We start from the raw sequence: 26,883 nt of genomic DNA on the forward strand, positions 1-26,883 counted from the left end.
GAAAGGCTTTTCCTAACTTCATTATATAGCGCCGATGACTCAATACGACCCTGAAATACTGCAAACCCTGGCGGATCAGATCAAAGCGATGGCCATCTCCCTGGGGTTTCAGCAGTGCGGCATCACCGGCACCGACCTGAGTGCGGAAGCAGCGCCCCTTAAAGCCTGGCTCGATAAAGGCTATCAGGGAGAGATGGGCTATCTGGAAAACCACTTCGATAAACGGATCAACCCGGCACTGCTCACCGAGGGCACTCAGCGTATTATCTGTGTCCGCATGAACTGCCTGCCCCCCGATACAAAAACCATCAGCGTGCTGAAAAACCTGGATCAGGCATATATATCCCGCTATACCATGGGACGGGATTATCACAAGGTGATGCGCAAAAAGCTGACCCAGCTGGGCAAACAGATGGAAACATTGATCGGTCAGTTCGGTTATCGTGCCTTTGTCGACAGCGCCCCGGTACTGGAGAGGCCGCTGGCCCGCAACAGCGGTCTGGGCTGGCAGGGCAAGCATACCCTGATTTTAAATCGTCAGGCCGGCTCCTGGTTTCTGCTGGGGGAACTGTTTGTCGATCTGCCACTGCCGGTCGATCCCCCCTACGAAGAGGAACACTGTGGCCAGTGCCAGGCGTGTATCGATATCTGCCCGACCCAGGCGATTGTCGCGCCCTATCAACTGGATGCGCGGCGTTGCATCTCTTACCTGACGATCGAACTGAAGGGCTCTATTCCTACCGCGTTCCGGCCTTTGATTGGCAACCGGATCTTCGGCTGTGATGACTGCCAGTTGATCTGTCCCTGGAACCGTTTTGCAAAGCACAGCGACGAGACTGATTTTACGCCACGCCATAACCTTGACCGCATATCGCTGCTGGAGCTTCAGCAGTGGAGTGAAGCGACCTTTCTGAAACGCACAGAAGGGTCAGCGATCCGGCGCACCGGCTACAGCGGCTGGCAACGCAATATCGCCGTTGCTCTGGGTAACAGCCGCGGCGGCGAACAGGTACTGAACGCGCTACAGAGCATGATCGATGGAGATGATCCACTGGTAAGGGAGCACGCCCTCTGGGCACTCCAGCATCTGCAAAGCCGCAATGCAGACCAGCAACCTCCCATCCTGAGCCACCGCCGGTCAGCAACACTGCCGGACTGAATAAAGAGCCCCACATACTCATGGATCTGCTTAACTAAACAGGGCGTTAAGATCACAACTTTCCCGCTTTCCTAACTGGGCACCATGGGCAGACAGCCAGTGTTCACCTGCCTCCCGGCCAGACTCCATCAGTCCGGTTAGAAATTGCTTACTGTTATCATACTTACTGGCCCCATCCAGTCCCGCTAAAAGGGGATCACTCTCCAGCAGGTGACAGCGCATGCCGTTTACCTTACGTTCCGCCCAGCCCTGCCGCCAGCGCCAGCCGGAACTGTAGTTGCGGATATTGGTGATGGTTCGCATCTCCCGCATAAAGGTGCTCTGAAACCCTAGCTCTGTCACCCGCGCCGCAATATGTTCTGCGGAAACCGGCAACGGGTCCCGTTGCAACGACTGCAACAGAACAATCAGCACATCATCCGCAGCACACTCATAGATCAGCGGAAACACTGCGGGGTTGCCGGAAAATCCACCATCCCAGTAGAACGCTCCGTCAATTTCAATCGCTTTATGGATATTAGGCAGACAGGCCGACGCCAGCAGATGGGGCAGATCCAGTTCAGCCTCATTAAACAGGGTTAACTTTCCCGTGGCCACTTCGGTGGCCGCAATAAACAGCTTAAACGGGCAGTTCTGCCTCAGCTGTTCGAAATTCACCTGCCCCAGTAACAGATCTTCGAGAGGATTGATATCCAGCAAATTGAGATCATAGGGGGAAAGGTAGCGCATCGCATGCAGCCAGAAACGGGTCACCGCTCCCTCCAGTTGCTCCGGCAAACGAATCGAAAAATCACTGGAAGCAACCGCCAGCCAGAACAACGCTAACTGCGCTTTAGCGCCGCTACGACCTCCTTTGCGCCAGCCCTCAGCCAGCATTACCGCATTCATAGCTCCGGCACTGGTGCCACTGACACCATCAAAGCTGATCCAGGACTCCTCCAGCAAACGATCCAGCACGCCCCAGGTAAATGCCCCGTGAGCACCACCTCCCTGCAATGCAAGATTGATAGAAACAGGCTTCATACACACCTCCCGGATATTATTGTGCAATGCACAAAAATAACATCAGGGAGATGAATTAGAGATGAATAGTTTTCGCTTGCTCAGAAGGGTAAGTGGAACACGACTCTTACTATTTACTTGTGATCATGGGCAATTTTAGCGACTGGTTCGCTAAACAGATAGCCCTGAGAATAGTCGATCCCTAATGATTCAACCACCTGCTGCACCGCATCATTATGCACAAATTCAGCAACTGTTTTGATGCCAGCGTTTCGGGCAAAAAAGACGATTGCCCGGGTAATCTCATAGCTTTTCCTATCGGTAGCGATATTTTTGATATATTTCGCGTCGATCTTGACAAAATCGACGTGTAACTCAAGCAGGCGTTCGAAATTGGAATACTCAGTGCCAAAATCGTCGATAGCCAGTTTATACCCCAGATCCTTAAGCCGGATTAACTGAGCAATGTGATTCTTCTTGCCTGAAGAGCTGATTCCCTCAAGAATCTCCAGGACAACCTGTTCCGGCGCCACCCCGTAGGCGGCCGTCTTCTCTGTCAGATAGGCTTCCAGATACTCCAGCAGCAGATCATCTTCGGTGATATTAACCGACAGAATCAATCCGCTACCGGCAATCTCAGCCAGCCCCTTATCAATCACCAGACGGGTAATGGTGGGAAACAGACCGGACAGCCTGACCGCATTAAAGAAATGGTAGGGGGTATAGACCTTGCCACTATCCTCAAGACGCACCAGCGCCTCATAACTGACAATGTCGCCACTACTATTATCTCGAACCCCCTGAAAGTACGGTTTCACCCGCCCCTCATTCAGTGCCTGATGCAGCATAGCATTCCAGCGGATATACTCACGGCGCAATGCCTGATCAGGTTCATCCCGTTCGGCATCATAGATGTGATAACGGTTTTTACCCCGTGCTTTTGCCTGGCTCATCGCCTGAACGGCCTGTTCCAGCAGGTTTTTACGCCCTGATGCTCCGCCCGCAGTAAAGGTGACACTGAACAGCTGGTCGTCAATCTTCAACGGGTGCCCGAACAGATACTCCCTGAACCGCTCAATCTGTTGTTGCAGATCGGTCGGCAGCCGGTAATACAGGGCAAACTCATCCGCATTGATACGGTATAACTCAGCCTCGGGAAACTGCTGCTGCAGCATCTGGGCCACCTGACAGAGAAACAGATCACCAAAGGAGGGACCATAAGCGGTATTGATAAAACGGAAGTTGTCCAGATTGATCAACAACAGAGATTGCATAGCGATACAGTTTTTCAGCTGCACCTTCAGTTTTGACTGATTCGGCAGGGCTGTCAGGCTGTCGCACTCAAGCGCCGTTATCAGCTGCTTTCGTTGCTCTTCCAGCGCCTGCTCCTGATACTGTTTCGCCAGCACGATATTCACCATCGAGGCACCGACATCCAGCAAACGAATATGAAAAGCCGATGGCGCGCGCTGCTCAAAAGAGGAGAGCGCAAACGAACCGATGACCTTGCCATCATTATTGCGCACCGGCATCGACCAGCAGGCGCGCAGATTAAAATCATGAGCCAGTTGCCTGAGATCCTGCCAGCGGGGATCATTGAATGTGTCTCTGACGAACACCGGCTCATTGCGCATCACCGCATTGCCGCAGGATCCGCTGCCAGGCCCTGGGGCCAGGCCCTGTAACGCATCCACCCCCTGCTGCGGTACACTGGGAGCAACCAGCACATTGAGCAGACCACTCTGTTCATCGCGCAACATCACTGAAGCGACAGAATCTGGTAGCAGTTGCTCCGCCATGCTACACAAAGCGTTGAGGGTATCGATGTACTCAGCGTTGCCAGCTACCTGAGCAAAAATAGATTGTTGCAACCTGAGGATCTTATCCAGCTCTTCAACCGACATCGCCCGCTCTTCAACAGGCGGTTGGTCAAATGAGTTTACACTATCGATTTCATCAATCATGAGCAGTGTCCAGGTTCCGGTTCACCAGTAAGCATATGACAGAAAGAGGGCTAAGTCTTCATCCGACTCAGAGCTCTCCCCCCATAATGGGAGCGTACTTCAGACCTATACCTTATAACTTAAAAAATGTTTCACGATAGTGCTTTAACTCATTAATTGAGTCTTTAATATCATCCAGCGCCAGATGACTGCCTTTTTTTACCACGCCATCCAGCACCTCTGGCGCCCAGCGCCGGGCCAGCTCTTTGATAGTGCTGACATCCAAATTACGGTAATGGAAAAACGCTTCCAGCTCCGGCATATACTTCACCAGAAAACGGCGATCCTGACCAATTGAGTTGCCACAAATGGGTGACGCGCCTTTATCCACATACTCAAGAACAAACTCAATAGTATCCAGTTCAGCCTGCCGCTCACTAATCAGAGAGTCGCGCACTTTCTGCGTCAGACCAGACTGACCATGCTGCCTGGTACACCATTCATCCATACCGTTTAACAACTCATCAGACTGATGAACCACCAGATTTGGCCCTTCTGCCAGAATATTCAGCTGCGAATCTGTTACGATAGTGGCGATCTCGATGATTCTGTCATGCTCCGGATCCAGACCGGTCATCTCAAGATCGATCCAGATCAGGTTATTCTGCCGTGACATATTAGTATTCCTTAGTACCAGTACTGTAAAATTAGTGCTTAATAGAATACCTTAGCATGCTGTGAAAATTCACCCCTATACCAGAATTAGCTGATAAATGTCGAAACGTAAGCTTACCCGACGCCAGACCTGGCGCGTACAGAAGATTCAGGACGAGCGCGCCCAGCGAGCAGCGCGCAAAGATTCAGATATCGATCAGCAACTGGAAGGCGGTGATCTGGGGCCGGAACAACACGGCCAGATCATCTCCCACTTTGGCCGGCAGGTCGACGTTGAAGCGCAGGAAGGCGATGCTGCCGGGCAGATCTTTCGCTGTCATATGCGCACCAATCTCGACACGCTGGTGACCGGAGACCGGGTAATCTGGCGCGCCGGAGCTGAATATGGTGTGGTGGTGGCCACCCAGCCACGCAGCACGATTCTGCAACGGCCAAACAACCACGGTGAACTCAAGCCGGTAGCAGCCAATATCGATCAGATCGTGATCACCATCGCCGTTGAACCGCTGGCCCATTACAATCTGATCGATCGCTATCTGGTGGCTGCCGAACTCAGTGGCATCGAACCGGTCATCCTGCTCAACAAAACCGATCTGCTAAACGATGAAAATCGCCAACGGGTAGACACGATGGTCGACCTCTATCGCTCCATCGGTTATCAGGTGATGCAGGTTTCATCGATGGACAAAGAGGGGCTGGCTCCTCTGCGACAACAGCTGAATAACCGTATCAGTGTGTTTGTCGGCCAGTCAGGAGTGGGCAAATCATCACTGATTAACGCCCTGCTACCGGGAATAGATCTCAAAGTGGGGGCTCTGTCCGAGGCCACCCGCAAAGGCACCCATACCACCACCACCGCCCGGCTGTTTCACTTTCCTGATGGGGGCGACCTGATCGACTCCCCCGGAATCCGGGAGTTTGCCCTGTGGCACATTAATGAACATAATCTTCTCGATGGGTTTCGCGAGTTTGCCCCTTTTATCGGCTACTGTAAGTTCAGGGACTGCAACCATGAAAAGGAGCCCGGCTGCGCTATCAAACAGGCCATCGAAGAGGGTAAGATCAGTGAGCAACGGGTAAACAGCTACAAGCATATTCTGAATACCCTGAATCAGGACTGACGGGGCAGCAGGACCAATGACCGAACAACAGATTCCGCAGAATGCTGAGCAGTGGTACCACTTTCTCAGTGAAAAACAGCCACCGGTCAGACTCAGCATCATCAAACGGCTACAAAAAAAACTGGCCGACCCGAACTGCTCAGTCAACCATCTGAGCAAGCTGATCAAAAGCGATCCTCTGCTCTGCTTTCACGTGGCACTGGCGGCGGGAAGGCTGCATGATGAGAAGCAGTCAGAGATCACCAGTATCGATCACGCCATCGGCTCACTGGGGATGCATAAACTGGAACAGCTGATCAACAGTCTGCCCACCCTCCGCCTGAATCCAGCCAGTACCGCGCAGAAAATGTATTTCCGGGCCGTTGCCAACAGTCATCATGCTGCAACTCAGGTGCATCAGTGGCTGAAACAGTGCCGTGGCGGTATGTTTGCCGAAGAGAGCTATCTCGCCGCGCTGTTTTACAACATAGGTCACTGGCTGCTGTGGTATTTTGCCCCTCAGCATATGGTTAAAATCCAGATCATGATCCGCGAAAAAGATGTCGGTCCTGAACTGGCTGAAACCCGGGTACTGGGCTGCACTATTGATGGCATCTCCAAGCGACTGCTGAGCCTCTGGCCAGTTTCGTCACTGGCCAGAGTGACGCTGGAGAACAGTACCCCCCTGAATCGTCAGATGATCCTGCAATTACACCAGCGCGCCCTGAGTGATCCCCGACTGGATGGTGACCAGTTGCGCCAGTTAAATCATCTGACACAGCAAAAGTTTTTCCCGGTCAAACTGGGTAATCTGCTGGCGCTGACGGCCAACTATGGCTGGGGTAAAGAAGCAACTCTCCACCTGATCGACATCATCAATGATTACCTGCGAGGCGAACTCAACCGTACCTTCGCGTTCCTGCATCGAAACTGCGTTATGGCTTCGCGCAACTATCATGTCGCCGGAACACTCGCCCCTGCCGCCGAGATGCTGATGCTTGAATCGGATCTGTCTCCCACATACAGACTGACCGCAACAGACAGAAAACTCTTTCAACTGCCTCATGATAAATCAATATCTGAGTCCGCCAAAACCCACGCAACCACAACGGTTAACCGGCCGACCCCACCCCAACGTGTGGCAGCTGAAGCCGCAACCGATCAACCTGATGCGGGTCGTATCAGCCGAGATGAGGTCGCGTCAAAGGGTCATCAACAGAACCCGGCCCAGGAAGCCGCAACGCTGGAGATCCCGGCTAAAGCGCAAAACCCGGCAGAGGATGAGCCGGTCGGCGGCCCCGAAACTCAGCCGGCGATCAGAACAGCTGAACGAGACTCTGTGCCCGATGCTGACTTTCTCGATAAGAACCTCTACCGGCAGTATCTGCAGCGATTCAATGAGTTAGGGGATTACTACAGCCAGGGCGCCCAGGTGCTTAATGATCTGCTAAAAGCGCTCATTGCCGGGCTGGGTATGCAACGCGCTGCACTGATTATCCTGCCACCGAAAAGTAACTCCCTGAAAGTTGTTAAAGCCACCGGTTTTGCCGATGACCACCCCCTGCCACACTCGACCCATATTCTGGGGCCCAAGAGTCTGTTCAGCCGTCTGAATGAAAAACCGGGATGTCTGCTGATTAACCAGACCAACCGAGAACAGGTCAGAACAATGTTGCCGGCCACCTTCAGCCGCCATGTCAGTCAGGAGGACTATCTGCTGATGTCACTGATCGCCAGTAACCGCTCGGTGGTTATTATCTACGCTGACCGGGATAACACTGCCGATGGGGTGCAGACCTTTCATCATAAAAAGTTTAAAGATCTGTGTAATAGCGCCGGACGCTGTCTGGACCATGTTTATAAATTACGCGCCGGAGCCAAAAAATGAGCCTGCCACTAGTTATCTCCCCTCAGCAGCTATCAGAACAACTATCCACCGCAAATCTGCTGATTCTTGATCTCTCTTCAGCAGAAAACTATCACAAGGGGCATATCCCCGGCGCCATACATATGGACCCGGCCAGACTGTTACGGGGTCATGGCGAGGTGCCAAACAAAATCCCTGAGCCTGAACAGCTCAGTAGATTGCTGGGGGAGATCGGTCTGACCCCTGAACGGCATGTGGTTGTTTACGATGACCAGATGGGGCCCTGGGCCGGACGGATGATCTGGACCCTGAACAGTATCGGCCACCAGCGCTGCTCATTTGTGAATGGCCATCTGGTGGGCTGGATTGAAGCGGGATTGCCACTGGAAACCCAGATAAACACCCCGACCCCAACCCTCTACCCGGTAACCTTAACATCAGAGTATCTGGCAGATATCGCCTATATCTACGACCATCTGGATGCCAGTGACCATATCGTTCTCGATGTCCGTTCCCCCGCAGAGTTCACGGGCGAGAAGATCATTAACGCCAAACGGGGGGGACATATTCCCGGCGCGGTAAACTATGAATGGACCCGCGCCCTGGTGTCCAGCGAACAGCCTCAACTGCGACCTGCCGCGGAGATAATGGCAGAACTCAACGCCCTGGGTGTTACCCCGGATAAGACCATCATCACCCACTGCCAGACTCACCGCCGCTCAGGCCTGAGCTATCTGTTCACAAAACACCTTGGGTTCGACAAGGTACGCTGCTACGATGGCTCCTGGTTTGAATGGGGTAACCGGGATGATACGCCGATTGAGACCTGATGTTAGCAACGCCGCTGTTCTACCGCCGCGATCATCCACACCTCTGTTCAACGATAATATTTAACAGAACTATTTGACCTATTTTTCGGAAACCTGACTGTGAAAGACTCCCTGTTTATTCTGCTGCAACACATACTGCCCCAACACCTGCTATCCCGGGCGGTAGGTTATCTGGCTGAGAGCCGCTGCAACTGGATCAAGCGCCCTTTTATTAAGACATTTGCCAGACACTACCGGGTCAATATGAGTGAAGCACTGATTGAGGATCTGGATCAGTTTGACAACTTCAACGCCTTCTTTACCCGCGCCCTGAAACCCGGAATGCGCCCACTTGATGACGCCGCCGTGGTATCTCCTGCCGACGGCGCGATCAGTCAGATCGGTGGTATCGATTATGGCCGAATTATGCAGGCGAAAGGCCGGGGTTACGGTCTCAGTACCCTGTTAGGCGGCCACGCAGATCTGGCACAGGAGTTTATCCATGGTCACTTTGCCACTATCTATCTGTCCCCCAGTGATTACCACCGTGTGCATATGCCGGTTACCGGCACCCTGCGGGAAACAATTTATGTTCCGGGCGATCTCTACTCAGTCAATCAGACCACCGCCAAAGGGGTCGATAATCTGTTTGCCCGAAATGAGCGATTGATCGCTATATTTGATACAGAGCTGGGGCCGATGGCGATGGTACTGGTCGGAGCGATGATTGTCGCGGGTATTGAAACGGTCTGGGGCGGTCAGGTGGCCCCACCGCAGAAACACGGCTGGCGTACAGACCATCACAAACCGGTTGAGCCGGTCGTGCTACAACAGGGCGACGAGATGGGCCGCTTTAAGCTCGGGTCGACCGTTGTGCTGCTATTTGGTAAAGATGCGATAGAATGGTCAGGGACACTGAAAGCGGATGATCCGGTGCGTCTTGGGCAGGCGATCAGTGGCTCGTGAACGAGCCGTGCAAGAACGTCACTGCGTGACTCGCCAGATGCGGCTTCGCTAGTGGCTAGTGGCTAGTGGCTAGTGGCTAGTGGCTAGAAAAAGATTAAGCAGGCCACTGCGAGTTAGCAAGCGCTTACATACAAGAGCTTGCATAAGAACTTAATACAAGAACTTAATACAAGAACTTCACTTTTTCAGGTTATATTATGAGCTGGTTAGAAACGCTTAATGCGCTGGGTGTTCAGGTTGATGAGCTGGGAAACTGCCAGGTTTCAGCAGCAGAGAGCCGCGATGCGGCGGTCACGGTTACCCCGCTGACCCATCTGGGGCTGTTCGGTGTCACCGGTCCCGATGCAGAGAAATTTCTTCAGGGACAACTTTCCTGCGATGTCCAAAAGGTCAGCGCAGGTAAAAGTCTGCTCGGCTCTCACTGTAATATCAAAGGAGGCATGATCAGCCTCAGTCGCCTGATGCCGGTTGAAAATGGCTTCTGGCTACGCACCGAACGGTCGATTCTGGACACCGCGATGACCAACCTGAAGAAATATATGATCTTCTCCAAAGCGGAAAGCCATGACCGTTCAGAAGAGATTGTGGGGCTGGGCATCAGTGGTGCACAGGCGGACCGGGTACTCCTGGCTGAGGGTTTCACCCTCCCGGCAGAAACCGGTGAGTTCTCCATCTATGGCAACGGCTTACTAATCAGGGTTCCGGGAGAACGGTTTGAGTTATGGCTGCCGGTTGAACAGGCCGAAACTCTGCTCAGCGGACTGCTGAAAGAGGCCACACTGGCGGATACCAACAACTGGAAGCTGCAGGATATCCGTAGCGGCATCCCATCACTGGACAGCGAGACCCTGGAAGCCTTTATCCCTCAGATGACCAACCTTCAGGTGTTCGACGGCGTCAGTTTCAGCAAGGGCTGCTATACCGGTCAGGAAGTCGTCACCCGCCTGCAACATCGGGGCAAACTCAACCGGCCAATGTACCGTCTGGCGTTCAGCGCTGACCAGGCTCCCGCGCCCGGCACAGCGATCAGCACGCCGGATCGCGCCGGTGTTGGCACCGTTGTCAGTGCCGCCATGACCTCAGAGCAGCAGGGAGAACTGCTGGCCGTCATTTTGAAAACCAGTTTTGATGATGCCGATACCGCACTGACACTGGAAGGTGGTGATCAGCCATTGCAGCGTCTGACACTGCCCTATGAACTCGATCCGGAACTGTTTGAGCGCCCTCAGCGGCTCTGATTCATGAACGCCGGGTCGCAATAGCGCTGAAAATAACGATTGCCCGACAGGCGGTTGCCGGGCTAGCATCATCTTTATAGAGAAAATGTCTGTCGCCCCATTTTTTCCGGCCGAAGACCTGATTATACTACGCTAACATTTTTATCCTGGAACATCAGACCATGCCTAAAGCTAGCGAAATAAAAAGAAATGCCGCCATCGAGATTAATGGCGAAGCCTATATTGTCAGGGATATTGAACGCTCGGTTCCACAAGGGCGCGCCGGAGGCAGTCTCTATCGTATGCGGATGTACAATGTTGCCACCAACGCTAAGATAGATGAAACCTTCAAAGACTCGGATATGCTGACCCTGGCCGACCTGAACCGTCGTGCAGCCACATTCTCATACACCGACGGTGATGAGTATGTGTTCATGGACAGCGAAGATTACACCTCCTACAGCATGAACAAAGAAACCATCGAAGATGAACTACCGTTTATCACCGAAGACCTGCAGGGAATGCATGTCATGGTTTTAAATGATGTGCCGGTAGCGCTGGACCTGCCCGGTATTGTCGAGCTTGAGATCATCGAAACCGACCCCTCAATCAAAGGCGGTTCTGCGACTGCCCGCACCAAGCCAGCCAAACTGTCCACCGGACTGGTGGTACAGGTACCGGAACATATCTCCACCGGAGACCGCATCAGGGTCAACGTGGAAGAGCGTAAATTTACCGGCCGTGCATAATTAACACAGCTTATAAAAAAACCGCCAACTCAGGCGGTTTTTTTATCGGTGATGCTTATTCAGAAGCATAAAGAGCAAAGACCTCCGCCCCGGTCATATCCTTTGTGACATTGGCAAAAGAGTAGTACTCAGGCTTCTCATCGATAAAGACCTGATGACTGAACGTAACCCCTTCATCAACCGCAAAAAAGCCGATCGGAACAATATACTGGTCCTGCTGCTTTAAATGGTAAAACAGATGTGTGCCGCACTGACTGCAGAACCCCCGTTCAGCCCAGTCCGAAGATTGAAACCGGCTAATATACTCAGCCCCTGAGATCTGCAGATCAGCTGCACAATCCACCGCCAGCAACGGCCCTCCGGTCCAGGTCCGGCACATACTGCAGTGGCAGGCCCCCATTGAAGGAGACATCGATCCGGTACTCATCGACACCGCACCACAAAGACACTGACCCGTTACCGTTAATGTATCACTCATAGTTCACCTCCTTAGGCATCACTTAAGGCCGCTCTGAGCCCTGAATTTCAATTGTCACGGTTTTCCAGTTTACGCCGCAAACGTAAGCCGGGGCCAACCTGCGCCTCAGGCTGGTCAGTCTGAAGTATCACCAGTTCACCATCAACGAAATCCTGCTCCATCCCCAGCATAATCGCAGAACCGTTATCCAGATGCAGAATCAGCAGCGCGTCGTAGTTAAGGGATTCAGAGGGGATATTCAGTTCTGCCGCCACAATGTCGATCAGTTCCCTCTGTTCATAGATCTCGATAGAGAGAATACTAGCGGCTGCAGGCAGACTGATCCAGCTGCATTGATCAGGACGAGGCACCTCCGCTTCAACCTCATTAACCGCCAGACAACCCACCGTAAAACCATCGGCAAACGGGTGTCGGGCAACACTCACCTCAATCCACTGTTCATCACTCAAACGAAATCGCAGCCAGCAGGCACGGTTCATATCCTGCCCCAGACAGGTATGCAGTCCTCCTGCCCAGATCTCATCCAGACGCAGATCAAATAACTGGGAAAGTGTCTCCTGAGCATCGGTATCCAGATGAAATACTTTCAAACGCACGGTTTCATTCATGGGAGAGTCTCCTTTCAGTCGACAGATACGGCTTGGCTAGTGGCTAGTGGCTAGTGGCTAGTGGCTAGTGGCTAGTGGCTAGTGGCTAGTGGCTAGTGGCTAGTGGCTAGAAAAAGCGTAACACAATCAGCAGTTTACTCTACTAATATTTGCTCAAACTCTCTCTTTTGCTAGCCTCTAGCAGGCGCGTAGCGCCGTTCTAGCAAGCGACGAAGTCGCGTCTAGCTGCTAATTTCCCCCGGGAGCTGCCAATCTATCGGATCACGCCCACAACTCTGTAGATACTCATTCGCCTGACTAAAATGCTTGCAGCCAAAGAAACCCCGATAGGCCGCCAGTGGCGACGGATGGGCCGATTTCAACACCAGATGTCGTTGCGGATCGATAACAGCGCCTTTCTTTTGGGCATAACTGCCCCACAACAGAAACACCACGTGCTCGCACTGCTCATTCACCGTGGCGATCACCCGGTCGGTAAACTGCTCCCAGCCTTTCCCCTGATGGGAGGCGGCCTGTGAATCCTCAACCGTGAGTACCGCATTCAGCAGCAACACCCCCTGCTTTGCCCAGCTTTCCAGATAACCGTGATCCACCGGGGTCACCCCCAGATCGCTGTGCAGCTCTTTATAGATATTCACCAGCGAAGGAGGCGTCTTGATACCGGGTCGCACCGAGAAGCACAGACCGTGCGCCTGACCCGGCTGATGGTAGGGGTCCTGACCGATAATCACCACCTTCACCCGATCCAGCGGTGTTGCCTCCAAGGCATGAAACCAGTGAGTCGAATGGGGATAGATCTTTTTTTTAGCCGCCTTCTGCTGCTGCAAAAACTGTTTCAGCTGCTGCATATAGGGCGCTTCAAACTCAGCGTTTAACCAGGGTTGCCAGCTCGGGGCATTGTCCAGTGCCATCACACTCTCCTCACTCATTCAGTTATCACCACAGTCACGAATCCTCGCATCAGACCGCCCCTGCCACACATCACGGGTCAGGACTTTGCCATAGATAATCGAGTAATAGCGCACCTTACCCGGGGCATGGGAGATCACGCCGGAAATCAGAATCACCACGATATAGATCCAGGCCTGCGGCTGCGCAAACCAGTAGATTGCGGCACTCAGCAACAGCAGTTTAAACAGTATCAACTGGCCCCGCAGCTGATACAGCCAGATAGAGTCCACATAGAGCTCCTTGACCACCATCAGCACACCACTGCCAACAGCCAGCAACAGATAGGGAAACCAGGCAGTCTGCGGCTGATGAAACAGGTAAGCACCCGCCAGCCCGGCAATTCCCACCAGATGCAGCGAACGCAGCATAATACTGATCCAGCGTTTACCGGGCAGATGGCGTTTCTGTTGCGGTATTAACCAGCTCATACAGAGATTCCTGAAGACAAAAAGGGCCACCCGTGGGCAGCCCTTATAGATTAACCGGTTCGGTTCAAAGACGCATCAGCCCCGGGGGCGCATCGCCGGGAACAGGATAACATCACGAATCGATGCAGAGTCGGTGAATAACATCACCAGACGATCGATACCGATACCCTCACCAGCAGTGGGCGGCAAACCATATTCCAGCGCATTGATGTAGTCTGCATCGTAGTGCATCGCTTCATCATCACCGGCATCCTTTTCTGCCACCTGTGCCTGAAAACGTTCCGCCTGATCTTCAGAGTCATTCAACTCGGAGAAGCCGTTCGCCAGCTCGCGTCCGGCAACAAAGAATTCAAACCGGTCAGTCACAAACGGGTTGGCGTCGCTACGCCGGGCCAGCGGTGAAACTTCGGTCGGATACTCGGTGATAAAAGTCGGTTGCTGCAGTCGGTGCTCAACGGTCTTCTCGAAGATCTCGATCTGCACCTTACCCAGCCCCCAGCTATCTTTCACATCGATATCCATACGCTCTGCGATCTGACGGGCAGCATGGTCATCGGCCAGCGCTTCAGCGGTGATATCGTCGTTATAGTGGAGGATTGAATCAAACACACTGAGACGGGTAAACGGCTTTTCAAGGTCGTACTCAAAGGTTTCCAGCACCTCTCCGTCTTCATTGCGCACAGTGTTAACGATGGTCGTCGTCCCCAGCACATTCTGCGCCACGGTACGCAGCATATCTTCAGTCAGGTCCATCAGGTCATGGTAATCAGCATACGCCTGATAGAACTCAATCATGGTGAACTCAGGGTTATGGCGGGTCGACAAGCCTTCGTTACGGAAGTTACGGTTGATCTCAAACACCCGCTCGAAACCGCCCACCACCAGACGTTTCAGATACAGTTCCGGAGCGATCCGCAGATACATATCCCGATCCAGCGCATTGTGGTGCGTGATAAAGGGACGGGCACTGGCGCCACCAGGAATCACCTGAAGCATCGGCGTTTCCGCTTCAATAAAGCGTTTTTCAGTCAGATAGTTACGAATGCCGGCAACAATTTTTGAACGGGTTTCAAACACTTTGCGGGACTGTTCATTGGTAATCAGATCCACATAGCGCTGACGATAGCGAATCTCGGTATCCTGCAACCCCTTATGCTTATCCGGTAGCGGACGCAGGTTCTTGGTCAGCAGTTCATACTGTTCCAGATCGACATACAGATCGCCCTTGCCTGACTTATGCAACGTACCGGTGACACCGATAATATCGCCCAGATCCAGTGATTTAGCGAAAGCACGCGCCTCTTTGTTCACGTAGAACTGAATCCGCCCGGACATATCCTGGATGACACCAAAAGCACCGCGGTTGAGCATCACCCGACCAGCAACACTGACTTTAATGCCTTCTTCAGCAATCGCTTCCTTCGATTTATCGCCATGCTGATCCTGCAGATCCTGAGCATAGCTGTCACGACGGAAAGTGTTTGGGAAAGCGTTACCCGCTTCACGCAGCGCGTTGAGTTTTTCACGACGCTCCGCAATCAGGCGGTTTTCATCTTGCTGCTGAGTGTTATCAGACATGTTATGTGGAACCTTTAATGGTTAACTCTTTAATTTCAGAGATCGCCACTGAGCAATCTCTTCATATTTTCTAAATCGTTTAAGCGTTGCGCTGGCTAGCGCAGTCGCTTAAACGCGGTGAAAGCGTGATGAGCGCAATAGCTTTCACAGTATTTAAAGCTTAAAGTCCGGCCTTCAGGCTGGCCTCAATAAACAGATCCAGATCGCCATCGAGAATCTTATCGCAGTTACTGCTCTGCACCCCGGTGCGCAGATCTTTAATACGCTGATCATCCAGTACGTAGGAACGGATCTGACTGCCCCAGCCAATATCCGCTTTATTGTCTTCCTGCTCCTGGGCGGCCTCGGAGCGCTTCAGCATCTCCATCTCGTACAGTTTGGCCCGCAGCTGCTTCATACAGGTGTCTTTGTTCTGGTGCTGCGAGCGCTGACTCTGGCTCTGCACCACAATGCCGGAAGGTCCGTGGGTAATACGCACCGCAGACTCGGTCCGGTTAACGTGCTGACCACCGGCACCGGAGGCCCGGTATACATCCACCCGCAGGTCAGCCGGATTGATTTCGATCTCTACGTTATCGTCGATCTCAGGAGAAACAAATACCGAGGAGAACGATGTATGACGACGGCCGCCGGAGTCAAACGGTGATTTACGCACCAGACGGTGCACCCCGGTTTCAGTGCGCAGCCAGCCAAAGGCATATTCACCCTCAAAACGGATGGTGGCGGATTTGATACCCGCCACATCCCCGGCAGAACACTCAAGCAGTTCGGTTTTAAACCCTTTATCCTCACCCCAGCGCAGGTACATCCGCAGCATCATCTCAGCCCAGTCCTGCGCTTCGGTGCCACCAGAACCGGCCTGAATATCGAGGAAAGCGTTGTTAGCATCCGCCTCACCGGAGAACATCCGGCGAAACTCCAGCTGATTCAGCAGCCCCTCGAGATTTGCAACTTCGCTGCGCACCTCTTCAACGGTATCCTCATCATCCTCTTCAACCGCCATGTCCAGCAGATCACGGGCATCAGCGACACCAGCGGTCAGATCATCGATAGTCTGCACCACACCTTCAAGCATCGCCCGTTCCTTGCCCAGCGCCTGCGCCCGCTCAGGCTCACTCCAGACGGCAGAATCTTCCAGCTCACGATTGACCTCTTCCAGGCGCTCCTGCTTCTCCGGGTATTCCAGATAAGCACGTAACACCTCGGTTCGCTCGGTTATATCTTTCAGGCTATTGATGATCGGATTGATTTCCATCGTAATCGCTTTACTCTCTCTATCTGCGCTGGCAGCGTTCTATCTGATCGGTACCGGGACTGGCTGAATTAGCCGTTTAAAAAAGCAGCACATTTTACCCGATTCCCCTGCGGCTGTGTATCCAAACGGCTGAAAAAACTCGACTTTACCCCCCTTTATCAGCAAGAATTGGATATAACCCAGGGAACTGCGAGATAACCAATAATAAAATGTATCGACTGTTGATCATCTTCTGCACGTTTTTTGCGTTACTTCCTCCGCCCCTGATGGCCGCAGAAGAAACCGCCCCCCCCCATGCCGATACATTTATCGGTATCGCCTGCGTTGTCATTTTTCTGATCAGCTATCTGTTTGTGCTGGGAGAGGAGTTTTTTCATCTGCGCAAATCGAAGCCGGTAATTGTCGCCGCCGGTCTGATCTGGCTGCTAATCGGGCTGGCCTATACCCTGGATGGGGATAGCGAAACCGCGGCGATCGCCTTCCGGCATAACCTGCTTGAATATGCTGAGCTGTTTTTCTTCCTGCTGGCGGCGATGTCCTTTATCACCACCCTGGAGGAGAGACAGGTATTTGCCGCCCTGCGTGCCTGGCTGGTGTCCTGCGAACTGACGCTGGTACAGATATACTGGGCAACCGGAGCCCTGGCATTTTTCCTCTCGCCGGTGGCGGACAACCTGTCGACCGCCCTGCTGATGGGTGCGGTAGTGATGGCGGTGGGTCAGCACAACATTAGATTTGTTGCCGTCGGCTGTATCAATGTGGTGGTCGCTGCCAATGCTGGCGGGGCATTCAGCCCCTTTGGCGATATCACCACGCTGATGGTCTGGCAGAAAGGGGTGATTGAGTTCGGCGGCTTTTTCGCGCTGTTTATCCCCTCTGCAGTCAGTTGGCTGGTACCAGCCGTATTGATGTCGGTTGTCATTGAAAAAGGCAACCCGGTAGCGGAACGCCGCAACGAGCCACGTCGGATGAAACGCGGAGCGCTGCCGATTTTGCTGCTGTTTATGTTCACCATAATGCTGGCCGTCACCAGCCATAGCCTGCTAAACCTGCCTTCGGTGCTGGGCATGATGACCGGACTGGGCATCTTAAAACTGTATGGCTACTACCTGAGCCGTTTTGAAGCTCACATCCGGGATACCGGCCATATTCATAACCATCATATCGATAACCTGACCGATATCAGTCAGATGAAAGGCGATCATACCGATGTTATCCGTCGTTTCGATATCTTTCAGGTGGTTGAACGTTCCTCCTGGGATACGCTGATGTTTTTCTATGGGGTAGTGTTATGCGTGGGCGGTTTATCCACCCTGGGACATCTGGCGTTACTGTCGGACCTGATCTACAGCACCCTGGGAGCGACCCTTGCAAACAGCATGATCGGGGTGATCTCCGCCCTGATTGATAATATTCCGGTGATGTTTGCGGTGCTGACTATGCAGCCGGAGATGTCCACCAATCAATGGCTGCTGGTGACTCTGACAACCGGCATCGGCGGTTCGCTGCTATCCATCGGCTCAGCCGCCGGGATTGCGCTGATGGGGCAGGCACAAGGGGTTTATACTTTTTACGCCCATCTGAAGTGGAGCTGGGCGATCGCGCTGGGCTATCTGCTCAGCATCACCGCCCACCTGTGGATCAATGGCTATTAAGCCGTAAGTTTGCCAGCTTCTCAGAGCTCAAACGCAGTCATCACCTGGGGCACCCACTGCGCGATCCGGTCCGCGGTCAGCTCACTCTGACAGTCTTCATCCAGCACCAGACCGACAAAATAATCCTCACTCTCATTCAACGCCCTGGACGCCTCGAAGTTATAGCCGTAGATCGGCCAGTAACCACACATAAGCGCGCCCCGGCTCACCAGTTTGTCATGCAGTGCACCCATTGCATCCACAAACCATTCGCCATAACCAACCTGGTCTCCCAGACCAAACAGCGCACATCTGACGCCGTTGAGATCTACCTCATCCAGCTCCGCCCAGACATCAGACCAGTCCTCCTGAAGCTCGCCATAGTCCCAGGTAGGGATCCCCAGAATCAGATAATTATAATTGCCCAGCCCCGCCAGTCCGTCTGTCGCCAGCTCATGCAGATCAACCCGTTCAGGACCAACATGCGTCGCAATCAGTTCGGCACAGCTTTCCGTATTGCCAGTTGTTGATCCGTAAAAAAGCCCCACTTCCTTACTCATTATGTCTCACTTAATTAATCAGACCAGAAACATTATCGTTTTGGAGCAAACGCATCAAACGCATCACCGGCCAGCCTTTCAACCGACTCCCGGGCCTCATGCAGCGCCTTCATATTTTTGTCGTTCGCCTGCCTGAGCATCTCTTCCAGCTGCTCCGCATACTCCTGTTGCGACCTGATTAACTCCTCTGCCGAGGTACAGTTCTGCATCTGCCGCGTCTGCGCCACCGTTGCATCAATACAAGCTTTAGTGCATTCCATCTGCTGCCGGGTCAGCTCTTCCAGCATTTTTGTCTGAATATTGACTAACTCTTTAAACGGCCCCATAGACTGACTCAGTACTTTAGACATATCTTGAAACATAACAATATCCTTGCTCGCCACCCGGCCGGGTGTCTGAACCCCAATAATATATAGATAGATTAATTTGATCTGCCAGATGGATAGTTTACGATGAACAACCATCAGGCCACAAACAGGAGACCTCAAAATGCGACTATTGCATACCATGCTCAGGGTGACAGATCTGCAGAAATCGATCTCATTCTATACTGAGATCCTCAATATGAAACTGTTACGTCGCAAAGATTTTCCCGACGGCAAGTTCACCCTCGCCTTTCTCGGCTATGGTCCCGAGTCAGACAACACCGTACTGGAGCTGACCCACAACTGGGAAACCAGCAGTTACGATATGGGTAACGCCTACGGCCATATCGCCATCGAAGTGGAAGATGTCTACGACGCCTGTGAAAAGATAAAATCCCTCGGCGGACAGATCGTCAGAGAGCCGGGACCGATGAAACACGGTTCAACCATCCTGGCCTTTGTCCGCGACCCCGACGGCTATATGATCGAACTGCTGAGCGACTGACCAACCGATCATCCCGAGAGAGAGAATCTGCCCGGTCAACGTCATGATTTTTGCACAGGTATCGTGTAGAATACGCCCAACATTAGATATTGCTAATTAAGCATTTCACTGATCTGCGCCAACAGTGCCGGCCAAAAAGATCCGTTTTGTCCCTATCAACTTCGGAAAGCAGGCCGTTATAATAGGCGCCAATTTTTTATCTTTAACTACGGGCGTAACTCGATGAGTAAGAAACTACTACTGGCCATGACCGGGCTGCTACTGACTCTCAACACAGCCTCCGCATATGCCGCCAGTCTGGCAAAAGGCCTGAAAGCCTTTGAAGCCAAGGACTACAGCACTGCCATGACTGAGCTGAAGCCACTGATCAATGACAACAATCTGGACGCGATGAATCTTGTCGGGCAGATGTATGAATTCGGTCTGGGCGTTGAAGCCGACGAACAGGCCGCCGTAAAGCTCTATAACCGTTGTAGCGCTCAGGGACACCTGGCCTGTGTCAACAGTCTGCGGGCGTACAAAGATAAAGGTTACAAAGTTGAACTGAAAACCGTAGAACCAGCCGCTGAATCCGGCGATGCCACCGCTCAGAACCGCCTCGGCGAGATGTATGAGTTTGGCTATGGTGTCAAACGCGATCCGGCCCAGGCATTCAAATGGTATTCACTGGCCGCTGATCAGGGGCTGGTGGTCGCTCAGCACAACCTGGGACGGGCCTATAACTTCGGCACCGGTGTTCAGCAGGACTTCGCCATGGCGGAGAAATGGTACCGTAAAGCCGCAGAGCAGGGGCATATGGATGCCATGTTCTTCCTCGGTGCGCTGTACTCCAACAACCACGGTGAAGAGGCTGATCAGCAAACCAACATCATCGCCTATGCCTGGTTACAGAACGCGCTGGAACTGGGCAACCAGACTGCGACAGCGATCCAGTCCCGTATCGTCATGAAACTTTCTGACAGCGAACTGGAACAAGCCAAAGCACTGGCGGCGGAATACAAAGAGAAGTTTGTTACACCGTTCAAATAACACCACCGCACAACTGAAAAGCCGGGCCCTGTGTCCGGTTTTTTTATTGTCGGGCCGTAACAACCGGGCCTGTTTTGATGGTATAGTCTGCGGCTGTTAGATGGTCACGGCTTGCCAGCATCAATCCCGACATGCCTGACCGGTAGTAATTTTCAGCCAGAGACTGTAAGAATCACAATGAGTAAACCTTTCCCCGAACTTGAAGGCGAACTGCGCCAGCCCAGCCTGATGCGCCGTTTCGCAGCCATGATCTATGACGGTTTTCTGGTGGTTGCCATCTGGATGTGTACCGGTTTCGCAGCCGTCGGACTAAATCATGGTGAAGCGGTCAGCGGTCCGCTGTTTCAATCAGTCCTGTTCCTGCTGACCTTCGCTTTCTTCGCCTACTTCTGGGTCCGCCTGGGTCAGACCCTGGGGATGCAAGCGTGGAAACTACGGGTGCAAACCCTCGATGGTCGCCATATCAGCCTGCGCCAGGCGCTGATCCGCTTTATGACCGCCATCGTCTCATTCGCCTGCTTAGGCCTGGGCTTCTTCTGGATGCTGTTTTCATCCAACAAAGCCACCTGGCATGACAGCTTCTCAGAAACGCAGATTGTTCTCCTTCCCAAAAACTGAAGTAAGAACGCTTTTCGGGGGTTAACTGGATGTTTGTAGCTTCGAAATATGAAAGTAGCTAGAACGGAAGCTTCGCTTCCTGCTAGTAGTTAGACGCAACTGCGTTGCTTGCTAGAAAAAGCAAAGATTAAGAGCAATAGCACGGAGTGGCTTTGTAAGGTCTCTCCTTGTAGGAGCGGCTTCCAGCCGCGAATGACCGATCGCGGCTGGAAGCCGCTCCTACACAAAACACACAAAACACACAAAACACATAAAACACATAAAACACATAAAACACATAAAACACATAAAAAGCTGACAACCATGCCCCTGAAAGCTCTTAATCTTTATCTTTTTCTAGCAAGCGAAGCGTTCTAACCACTAGCAAGTCACGCAGTGACGTTCTAGCTAGCCGAACTTGTTCGGCGGTCTGACGAGCAGGATAAATTGCTGCGCAATTTATCCTGCTCGTTTAATCAACCAGCTGCCCAGCATCATACAGATCATAATCGGCACCAGCGCAGCCCAGACCGGGTCAATACTATAGAGACTGCTCATCGGTGCGAGGATATCCTGACTGATTTTGAAGATCATCCCCACCACCACGCCGGTGATGATACGTTGTCCTGAGGACACACTGCGCAATGAGCCAAAGATAAACGACACCGCCACCAGTACCAGTCCGATAATGGCCAGCGGCTGAAACGCTTTGCGCCAGAAGCTCTGCATATAGCGATCATTATCCAGTTCCTGATCACCGAGATACTGACTGTATTGATACAGCTCGCTGGTGGACATCTCTTTCGGTTTGACCATCAACACCTTCAGTCGCTGAGGGTTCAGTTCGATATTCCATTCCTGAGAGTCATAATGCTGGACCTGAGTCTGGTCCTTATTTTCCAGAAAGCGGGTTTCAGCGACATCCTTCAACACCCAGACGCCGTTTTGGTAGTGGCCCGATTTGGCATAGCTGCTGAACGACAGACTGCTATCGGGGGCAAGACCCAAACGGGTAACGCCCTGTATATCGCCGGCAGGGGTCACCACGTTGATATGGATATACTCGCCATTCTCCCGATGCCACACCCCGGTACGGGCGGAGATAGTGCCGCGATTAAGGTGCTGAGCGCGGATACTCTCCCCCAGTGCGCCGGCATAGGGTGCCACATATTCCCCCAGAAACAGCGCCACTACCGCGAGCACAATCACCGGCTTTAATACCATCCGCACCAGACGCCACACCGACACCCCGGCAGCCCGCATCACCGTCAGCTCACTCCCGTTTGCCAGTCCGCCAAGCCCAAGAAGACAGCCAACCAGGCATCCCAGCGGCAGATATTCATAAAACGCGGCGGGCATATTCAGGGCGGAATACCCCAGTGCGATAATCAGCGTATAGCCCTCATTGAGCTCCGACATCTCATCGATAATCTGGAACAGAAAGTCCAGACCAACCACAATCAGCATCACCACCATAATGCTGAGTAAAACCTGCTTACCGACATAACGATCCAGCTTAAACAGCATGATCAGCCCTCCGCCGTCCCAGCAGTTTTTTCCATGAACCATCGACATATAACAGCCCCATGGCCAGCGCAAAGAACAGCAGATGTACCAGCCACAGCAGTATCACCTCTCCCCCGTCACGCTCAATATATTTACGTATATTGGTAAGCAACATCAGATAAGCCATATAGAGCAGAATAGAGGGTATCAGCTTGGCATAGCGCCCCTGTCGGGGATTGGTTTTACTCAGGGGCACCGCCAGCAGCGCAACAATCAGCGTCAGCATCGGCAACGACAAGCGCCAGTGCAGTTGCGCCCGTTCTGCGGCACTGCCATCAAACAGCTTAGTGGTCGGCAGGGAGTAGAGTTCATTTACCTGCTGAATCGGTTGCTGATCCGGCAGACGGATCCCATATTCCTGAAACTGAATCTGACGATAGTCCGCTTCTCCGGGGTTGCCCTCATAACGATAGCCATTATCCAGCACCAGGTAACGTATGCCGGTGTCAGGATTGGTATAACTGCGCCCCTTCTCAGCCACCACCATCACCGCCTGCTCCCGGTTATCCACCTTAACCTTCTCAGAGATAAACACCCCCCTCATGGTGCCGCTGAGACTATCCAGATTTTCGATATAGGTGACCCGGTTGCCCCTGGGCATGGTTTGAAAGCGCCCCTCGGTAATCACATCAAACTCACCGATATTGCGCTGTTTCTGCAGCATAATCTCGGTCTGATTAGCGCCCACAGGCGAGAGATAGAGACTCATCAGTGATACCAGCAGAGCGGTAAACAGCGCCGGCCCCAGGGTATACATGGTCAAACGGCGCTGACTCATACCGGTGGCCTGCAGCACCACCATCTCGCTTTCCAGATAGAGACGACCGTAGGCCAGCAGAATGCCCAGAAACAGTCCCAGCGGCAAAATCAGTTCAAGAAAACCGGGCATTCGGTACAGAAGGTAGTAAAATACCGCTTCCATCGGTATCTCACCGGCCGCAGCGATACTCAGATAACTGATAAAACGACCACTCATAATGATCAACAGCAGCACCAGAGTGACTGCGGCCATGCTGATCAACACCTCTTTGGCCAGGTAGCGAAAGATAATCAAACTGCCATATCCTGTGTAATTGCAGGTAAAGAATTCTCTCTGATACCGAAAACAGGGTTTTGTTTCTGCGGCATTAGGATAAAATCCGGGTATCAAATTAAAAACCGGGCAACAGATACAGGTTGCGCCGGTGCGTCATTATCTTATAAACCAAGCACGATGTCTTGTGTGGAGAAAGCATGGAATTTGAAATCGTTACCGGTTCAGTAGAATCCCTTGAAACTGACTGTTTAATCGTCGGCGTTGCCCCTGATGGCGAGCTAGCCCCCTCTGCTGATCTGGTCAACAAGGCATCAGCGGGCTACCTCAAAGAGGTGCTCGGCGATCACAACGGCAAGGCGGGTGAAACCCTGCTACTGCATAAGGTTCCCGGTATCAGCGCCAGCCGGGTGCTACTGGTGGGCCTTGGTAAAGCCGATGAGCGCAGCGACCGTAATCAGCTGAAGATCATCAAGAGCATCATGGCCAGCCTCAAAGCGATTCGTTGCAAGACCGCAGTGATCGCTCTGGATGGACTGGAAAGTGCCGATCAGGACCTCTACCGCCAACTGCGTCACAACACCGAATGGGCCAGCGCAGAGCTGTACCAGTATGACGCTACCAAGAGCAAAAAAGCTGATCCACTCAATCTGGAAAGCATCGCCTTCCTGCTGAGTCAGGATGATGCCGAACTGGGGGAGTTCTCTATCAGCGACGGTTCAGCTATCGCCAACGGTATCGACACCGCCCGCGAACTGGGCAACCTGCCAGGCAACATCTGCACGCCCTCTTATCTGGCTGAAAAAGCGCTGGCACTGGCGGCAAGCTGTGAAGATCTGAGCACCACCATCCTCAACGAAGATGAGATGGAAAAACTGGGTATGCACTCCCTGTTGTCAGTCGGCAAAGGCAGCTCTGAGCCATCCAAACTGATTGTGATGGAATACAAAGGCGGCGAGCCGGATCAACAGCCTCACGTACTGGTGGGCAAAGGGATCACCTTCGACACCGGCGGCATCAGTCTGAAGCCGGGCGCCAAGATGGATGAGATGAAGTTTGATATGTGCGGCGCGGCCAGTGTCATCGGCACCATGGAAGCACTGACGCAACTGGGGCTGGATCTCAATGTCGTCGGCATTGTCGCCGCTGCAGAGAACATGCCTTCCGGCAACGCCTCCAAGCCCGGTGATATCGTCACCACCATGTCCGGCCAGACCGTTGAAATTCTGAATACCGATGCCGAAGGACGACTGGTGCTGTGTGATGCGCTCACCTACGCCGAACGTTTTGAACCGGAAACCGTCGTCGATATCGCCACCCTGACCGGTGCCTGTATCGTTGCCCTGGGTAACCATGCAACCGGCCTGCTCTCTAATGACGACCTGCTGGCGGACGATCTGCTGGCCGCCGGTGAATTTGCCGCGGATAAAGCCTGGCGTCTGCCCCTCTGGGATGAGTATCAGGAACAGCTGGACAGCAACTTTGCCGATATGGGTAACATTGGCGGACCCGCCGCTGGCACCATCACTGCGGCCTGCTTCCTGTCCCGGTTCACCAAAAAGTATCGCTGGGCACACCTGGATATCGCCGGCGTCGCCTGGAACAGCAACGGTAAATCGAAAGGTGCCACCGGCCGCTGTGTACCACTGCTGTGTCAGCACCTGATTGCACAGGTAGATGATCTGGCTGACGACGAATAAATCCAGCGTTTAACGGTTACGGCAGTGCTGATCATTGTCTGCAAAGCCCTTGCAAAACGGCAGCGGCTTTCAATGATTTCAGCGCTGCCTGCGCCGCTAATCCAGCGAATTCATCGTTGTTCAACGATTCAAGCGGGATAGTTAATATGAGCCAGGCTGATTTCTATGTTTTGCCGGATGCCGACCCGGAGAGTCGCACCGCCTTTCTCTGCCGTCTGGCGGATAAAGTGCTGGGCCACGGCCTCAACGCCTATATCCACGTCGCCGGTGAAACCGAGGCGGAACGTCTGGATCAGCTATTGTGGGATTATCGCGCCGACGCCTTCATCCCCCACGGCCTGCTCAACAGCAAACCCGACGCCCCGGTGCAGATCGGCTGGGGCGATCAGCTACCGCAACACCGCGATGTCTACATCAACCTGGCGCTGGATGCCTCAGAAGAAACCCTGAAATTCGACCGCATCCTCGAGATCGTTATTCAGCAACCCGACATCCTCGCCGCCACCCGGAAAAACTTCGCCCTCTACAAAAACAACGGCATCACACCGAAGATGCATGATATGCGTAAGAGCAGTAGCTAGACGTCACTGCGTGACTTGTTAGACGCTCCTTCGTCGCTTGCTAGTCGCTAGAAAAAGCAACAACACTCACTGCGGTTTTAAAACTCTTATGTAGGAGCTGCATCCTGCAGCGATTAAAAAGCCGTGGCCAGACGTCACTGCGTGACTTGCCAAACGCTCCTGCGTCGCTTGCTAGTCGCTAGAAAAAGCAACAACACTCACTGCGGTTTTAAAACTCTTATGTAGGAGCTGCATCCTGCAGCGATTTAACAAGCAGAGGCAAGACGTCGCTGCGCGACTTGTTAGACGCTCCTTCGTCGCTTGCTAGTCACTAGAAAAAGCAAAATCTCGCTATGGCTCGTAATACGTGTTCGTAGGAGGCGCTCCCTCGCGGCGATAAAAAAGCAGAGCTCACATAAAACGCCAGAGCAGCTAGACGCTAGAAAAAGATATAACCCACACCCGGCCAATTCACCAGAAGCTTTTAATCTTCGCTTTTCCTAGCAAGCGACGCAGTCGCGTCTAACCACTAGCAGGAAACGAAGTTTC

Annotated in this window: 26 protein-coding genes; 13 read left to right on the forward strand and 13 right to left on the reverse strand. The window is 53.0% G+C overall.

The features are described from left to right. The first annotated feature begins 34 nt into the window (after positions 1–34). Positions 35–1,159: a tRNA epoxyqueuosine(34) reductase QueG gene (gene queG, locus OCU43_RS18830; RefSeq protein ID WP_091361225.1), complete on the forward strand. Its 1,125-nt coding sequence runs from the start codon at positions 35–37 to the stop codon at positions 1,157–1,159. Positions 1,160–1,189: 30 nt separating this feature from the next. Here the strand turns inward: queG and OCU43_RS18835 are convergent, their stop codons facing one another. The 3 genes from OCU43_RS18835 to orn form a co-directional block, all read right to left on the reverse strand. Next, complete coding sequence (locus OCU43_RS18835; protein ID WP_091361223.1) at positions 1,190–2,182, reverse strand: patatin-like phospholipase family protein; 993 nt, start codon at positions 2,180–2,182, stop codon at positions 1,190–1,192. Positions 2,183–2,295: 113 nt separating this feature from the next. Then, a complete protein-coding gene (locus tag OCU43_RS18840) occupies positions 2,296–4,125 on the reverse strand; it encodes an EAL domain-containing protein (RefSeq protein ID WP_091361222.1) in 1,830 nt (609 codons plus the stop codon). A 112-nt stretch (positions 4,126–4,237) separates the two neighbouring features. Continuing rightward, positions 4,238–4,780: an oligoribonuclease gene (gene orn / locus OCU43_RS18845; RefSeq protein ID WP_091361220.1), complete on the reverse strand. Its 543-nt coding sequence runs from the start codon at positions 4,778–4,780 to the stop codon at positions 4,238–4,240. 97 nt (positions 4,781–4,877) lie between these two features. On the opposite strand from orn, the gene rsgA reads away from it, so the two are divergent. The 6 genes from rsgA (at position 4,878) to efpL (ending at position 11,487) form a co-directional block, all read left to right on the forward strand. Next, positions 4,878–5,900, forward strand: a complete 1,023-nt coding sequence (gene rsgA / locus OCU43_RS18850; RefSeq protein ID WP_091361219.1) for a small ribosomal subunit biogenesis GTPase RsgA — start codon at positions 4,878–4,880, stop codon at positions 5,898–5,900. Between the two features lie 16 nt (positions 5,901–5,916). Then, on the forward strand, positions 5,917–7,767 hold the full coding sequence (locus tag OCU43_RS18855) for an HDOD domain-containing protein (RefSeq protein ID WP_091361217.1): 1,851 nt from the start codon (positions 5,917–5,919) through the stop codon (positions 7,765–7,767). Further along, positions 7,764–8,576, forward strand: a complete 813-nt coding sequence (locus OCU43_RS18860) for a sulfurtransferase (protein ID WP_091361216.1) — start codon at positions 7,764–7,766, stop codon at positions 8,574–8,576. The genes OCU43_RS18855 and OCU43_RS18860 overlap by 4 nt, the downstream gene beginning before the upstream one ends. A 99-nt stretch (positions 8,577–8,675) precedes the next feature. Further along, positions 8,676–9,521 (forward strand): archaetidylserine decarboxylase, encoded by an 846-nt coding sequence (gene asd, locus OCU43_RS18865; RefSeq protein WP_091361214.1) that lies wholly within the window; start codon positions 8,676–8,678, stop codon positions 9,519–9,521. 197 nt (positions 9,522–9,718) lie between these two features. Next, positions 9,719–10,759, forward strand: a complete 1,041-nt coding sequence (ygfZ, locus tag OCU43_RS18870) for a CAF17-like 4Fe-4S cluster assembly/insertion protein YgfZ (RefSeq protein ID WP_091361213.1) — start codon at positions 9,719–9,721, stop codon at positions 10,757–10,759. A 161-nt stretch (positions 10,760–10,920) separates the two neighbouring features. Beyond that, entirely contained in the window at positions 10,921–11,487 is a 567-nt protein-coding gene (efpL, locus tag OCU43_RS18875; RefSeq protein WP_091361211.1) for an elongation factor P-like protein EfpL, read from the forward strand. 55 nt (positions 11,488–11,542) lie between these two features. Here the strand turns inward: efpL and OCU43_RS18880 are convergent, their stop codons facing one another. The 6 genes from OCU43_RS18880 to prfB all read right to left on the reverse strand — a co-directional run bounded on the left by OCU43_RS18880 (position 11,543) and on the right by prfB (position 16,785). Next, the gene (locus tag OCU43_RS18880) at positions 11,543–11,965 is read right to left on the reverse strand and encodes a GFA family protein (RefSeq protein ID WP_091361210.1); all 423 of its coding nucleotides are present in this window, start codon (positions 11,963–11,965) and stop codon (positions 11,543–11,545) included. A 47-nt stretch (positions 11,966–12,012) separates the two neighbouring features. Beyond that, a complete protein-coding gene (locus OCU43_RS18885; RefSeq protein ID WP_091361208.1) occupies positions 12,013–12,573 on the reverse strand; it encodes a hypothetical protein in 561 nt (186 codons plus the stop codon). 221 nt (positions 12,574–12,794) lie between these two features. Then, on the reverse strand, positions 12,795–13,484 hold the full coding sequence (gene ung, locus OCU43_RS18890; protein WP_091361303.1) for a uracil-DNA glycosylase: 690 nt from the start codon (positions 13,482–13,484) through the stop codon (positions 12,795–12,797). Between the two features lie 18 nt (positions 13,485–13,502). Beyond that, on the reverse strand, positions 13,503–13,952 hold the full coding sequence (locus OCU43_RS18895; protein ID WP_091361207.1) for a hypothetical protein: 450 nt from the start codon (positions 13,950–13,952) through the stop codon (positions 13,503–13,505). Between the two features lie 75 nt (positions 13,953–14,027). Continuing rightward, positions 14,028–15,530: a lysine--tRNA ligase gene (gene lysS / locus OCU43_RS18900; protein ID WP_091361205.1), complete on the reverse strand. Its 1,503-nt coding sequence runs from the start codon at positions 15,528–15,530 to the stop codon at positions 14,028–14,030. Between the two features lie 160 nt (positions 15,531–15,690). Further along, positions 15,691–16,785: a peptide chain release factor 2 gene (prfB, locus tag OCU43_RS18905; protein WP_091361204.1), complete on the reverse strand. Its 1,095-nt coding sequence runs from the start codon at positions 16,783–16,785 to the stop codon at positions 15,691–15,693. A 209-nt stretch (positions 16,786–16,994) separates the two neighbouring features. Here prfB and nhaD point away from each other — a divergent pair, with 209 nt between their 5' ends. Beyond that, positions 16,995–18,440 carry a sodium:proton antiporter NhaD gene (gene nhaD, locus OCU43_RS18910; protein WP_091361202.1) on the forward strand — a complete coding sequence of 482 codons (1,446 nt, stop codon included), beginning with the start codon at positions 16,995–16,997 and terminating at the stop codon, positions 18,438–18,440. A gap of 20 nt (positions 18,441–18,460) precedes the next feature. Here nhaD and fldB read toward each other — a convergent pair whose 3' ends face one another. Both fldB and OCU43_RS18920 read right to left on the reverse strand, forming a co-directional pair. Next, positions 18,461–18,979 carry a flavodoxin FldB gene (gene fldB / locus OCU43_RS18915; RefSeq protein WP_091361201.1) on the reverse strand — a complete coding sequence of 173 codons (519 nt, stop codon included), beginning with the start codon at positions 18,977–18,979 and terminating at the stop codon, positions 18,461–18,463. 32 nt (positions 18,980–19,011) lie between these two features. Continuing rightward, the gene (locus OCU43_RS18920; protein WP_091361302.1) at positions 19,012–19,341 is read right to left on the reverse strand and encodes a phasin family protein; all 330 of its coding nucleotides are present in this window, start codon (positions 19,339–19,341) and stop codon (positions 19,012–19,014) included. 127 nt (positions 19,342–19,468) lie between these two features. Here OCU43_RS18920 and gloA point away from each other — a divergent pair, with 127 nt between their 5' ends. From gloA to OCU43_RS18935, 3 genes are all read left to right on the forward strand, one after another. Continuing rightward, entirely contained in the window at positions 19,469–19,849 is a 381-nt protein-coding gene (gene gloA, locus OCU43_RS18925; RefSeq protein WP_091361199.1) for a lactoylglutathione lyase, read from the forward strand. A 222-nt stretch (positions 19,850–20,071) separates the two neighbouring features. Then, a complete protein-coding gene (locus OCU43_RS18930; RefSeq protein WP_091361197.1) occupies positions 20,072–20,878 on the forward strand; it encodes a tetratricopeptide repeat protein in 807 nt (268 codons plus the stop codon). A 177-nt stretch (positions 20,879–21,055) separates the two neighbouring features. Beyond that, a complete protein-coding gene (locus OCU43_RS18935; protein WP_091361195.1) occupies positions 21,056–21,496 on the forward strand; it encodes an RDD family protein in 441 nt (146 codons plus the stop codon). A 438-nt stretch (positions 21,497–21,934) separates the two neighbouring features. Here the strand turns inward: OCU43_RS18935 and lptG are convergent, their stop codons facing one another. Then, positions 21,935–23,050, reverse strand: a complete 1,116-nt coding sequence (gene lptG / locus OCU43_RS18940) for an LPS export ABC transporter permease LptG (protein ID WP_245756628.1) — start codon at positions 23,048–23,050, stop codon at positions 21,935–21,937. Next, on the reverse strand, positions 22,992–24,095 hold the full coding sequence (gene lptF, locus OCU43_RS18945; protein WP_091361193.1) for an LPS export ABC transporter permease LptF: 1,104 nt from the start codon (positions 24,093–24,095) through the stop codon (positions 22,992–22,994). The genes lptG and lptF overlap by 59 nt, the downstream gene beginning before the upstream one ends. Before the next feature lie 179 nt (positions 24,096–24,274). Here lptF and OCU43_RS18950 point away from each other — a divergent pair, with 179 nt between their 5' ends. Continuing rightward, positions 24,275–25,774: a leucyl aminopeptidase gene (locus OCU43_RS18950; RefSeq protein ID WP_091361191.1), complete on the forward strand. Its 1,500-nt coding sequence runs from the start codon at positions 24,275–24,277 to the stop codon at positions 25,772–25,774. 146 nt (positions 25,775–25,920) lie between these two features. Further along, positions 25,921–26,355, forward strand: coding sequence for a DNA polymerase III subunit chi (locus tag OCU43_RS18955; protein ID WP_091361189.1), 435 nt, complete (start codon positions 25,921–25,923; stop codon positions 26,353–26,355). Positions 26,356–26,883 lie beyond the last annotated feature (528 nt).

This window comes from Amphritea atlantica, assembly GCF_024347255.1.
Lineage (GTDB): Bacteria > Pseudomonadota > Gammaproteobacteria > Pseudomonadales > Balneatricaceae > Amphritea > Amphritea atlantica.

Bases quoted from the DNA above. Each gene is read 5' to 3' on its own strand.
- efpL (WP_091361211.1), top strand. From the start codon at position 10,921: ATGCCTAAAGCTAGCGAAATAAAAAGAAATGCCGCCATCGAGATTAAT.
- ung (WP_091361303.1), bottom strand. From the start codon at position 13,484: ATGGCACTGGACAATGCCCCGAGCTGGCAACCCTGGTTAAACGCTGAG.
- ygfZ (WP_091361213.1), top strand. From the start codon at position 9,719: ATGAGCTGGTTAGAAACGCTTAATGCGCTGGGTGTTCAGGTTGATGAG.
- prfB (WP_091361204.1), bottom strand. From the start codon at position 16,785: ATGGAAATCAATCCGATCATCAATAGCCTGAAAGATATAACCGAGCGA.
- lptG (WP_245756628.1), bottom strand. From the start codon at position 23,050: ATGTCGATGGTTCATGGAAAAAACTGCTGGGACGGCGGAGGGCTGATC.
- OCU43_RS18835 (WP_091361223.1), bottom strand. From the start codon at position 2,182: ATGAAGCCTGTTTCTATCAATCTTGCATTGCAGGGAGGTGGTGCTCAC.
- OCU43_RS18840 (WP_091361222.1), bottom strand. From the start codon at position 4,125: ATGATTGATGAAATCGATAGTGTAAACTCATTTGACCAACCGCCTGTT.
- OCU43_RS18920 (WP_091361302.1), bottom strand. From the start codon at position 19,341: ATGTTTCAAGATATGTCTAAAGTACTGAGTCAGTCTATGGGGCCGTTT.
- OCU43_RS18950 (WP_091361191.1), top strand. From the start codon at position 24,275: ATGGAATTTGAAATCGTTACCGGTTCAGTAGAATCCCTTGAAACTGAC.
- gloA (WP_091361199.1), top strand. From the start codon at position 19,469: ATGCGACTATTGCATACCATGCTCAGGGTGACAGATCTGCAGAAATCG.
- OCU43_RS18955 (WP_091361189.1), top strand. From the start codon at position 25,921: ATGAGCCAGGCTGATTTCTATGTTTTGCCGGATGCCGACCCGGAGAGT.
- OCU43_RS18930 (WP_091361197.1), top strand. From the start codon at position 20,072: ATGAGTAAGAAACTACTACTGGCCATGACCGGGCTGCTACTGACTCTC.
- nhaD (WP_091361202.1), top strand. From the start codon at position 16,995: ATGTATCGACTGTTGATCATCTTCTGCACGTTTTTTGCGTTACTTCCT.
- OCU43_RS18860 (WP_091361216.1), top strand. From the start codon at position 7,764: ATGAGCCTGCCACTAGTTATCTCCCCTCAGCAGCTATCAGAACAACTA.
- OCU43_RS18895 (WP_091361207.1), bottom strand. From the start codon at position 13,952: ATGAGCTGGTTAATACCGCAACAGAAACGCCATCTGCCCGGTAAACGC.
- OCU43_RS18885 (WP_091361208.1), bottom strand. From the start codon at position 12,573: ATGAATGAAACCGTGCGTTTGAAAGTATTTCATCTGGATACCGATGCT.
- OCU43_RS18935 (WP_091361195.1), top strand. From the start codon at position 21,056: ATGAGTAAACCTTTCCCCGAACTTGAAGGCGAACTGCGCCAGCCCAGC.
- OCU43_RS18880 (WP_091361210.1), bottom strand. From the start codon at position 11,965: ATGAGTGATACATTAACGGTAACGGGTCAGTGTCTTTGTGGTGCGGTG.
- lysS (WP_091361205.1), bottom strand. From the start codon at position 15,530: ATGTCTGATAACACTCAGCAGCAAGATGAAAACCGCCTGATTGCGGAG.
- rsgA (WP_091361219.1), top strand. From the start codon at position 4,878: ATGTCGAAACGTAAGCTTACCCGACGCCAGACCTGGCGCGTACAGAAG.
- queG (WP_091361225.1), top strand. From the start codon at position 35: ATGACTCAATACGACCCTGAAATACTGCAAACCCTGGCGGATCAGATC.
- OCU43_RS18855 (WP_091361217.1), top strand. From the start codon at position 5,917: ATGACCGAACAACAGATTCCGCAGAATGCTGAGCAGTGGTACCACTTT.
- fldB (WP_091361201.1), bottom strand. From the start codon at position 18,979: ATGAGTAAGGAAGTGGGGCTTTTTTACGGATCAACAACTGGCAATACG.
- orn (WP_091361220.1), bottom strand. From the start codon at position 4,780: ATGTCACGGCAGAATAACCTGATCTGGATCGATCTTGAGATGACCGGT.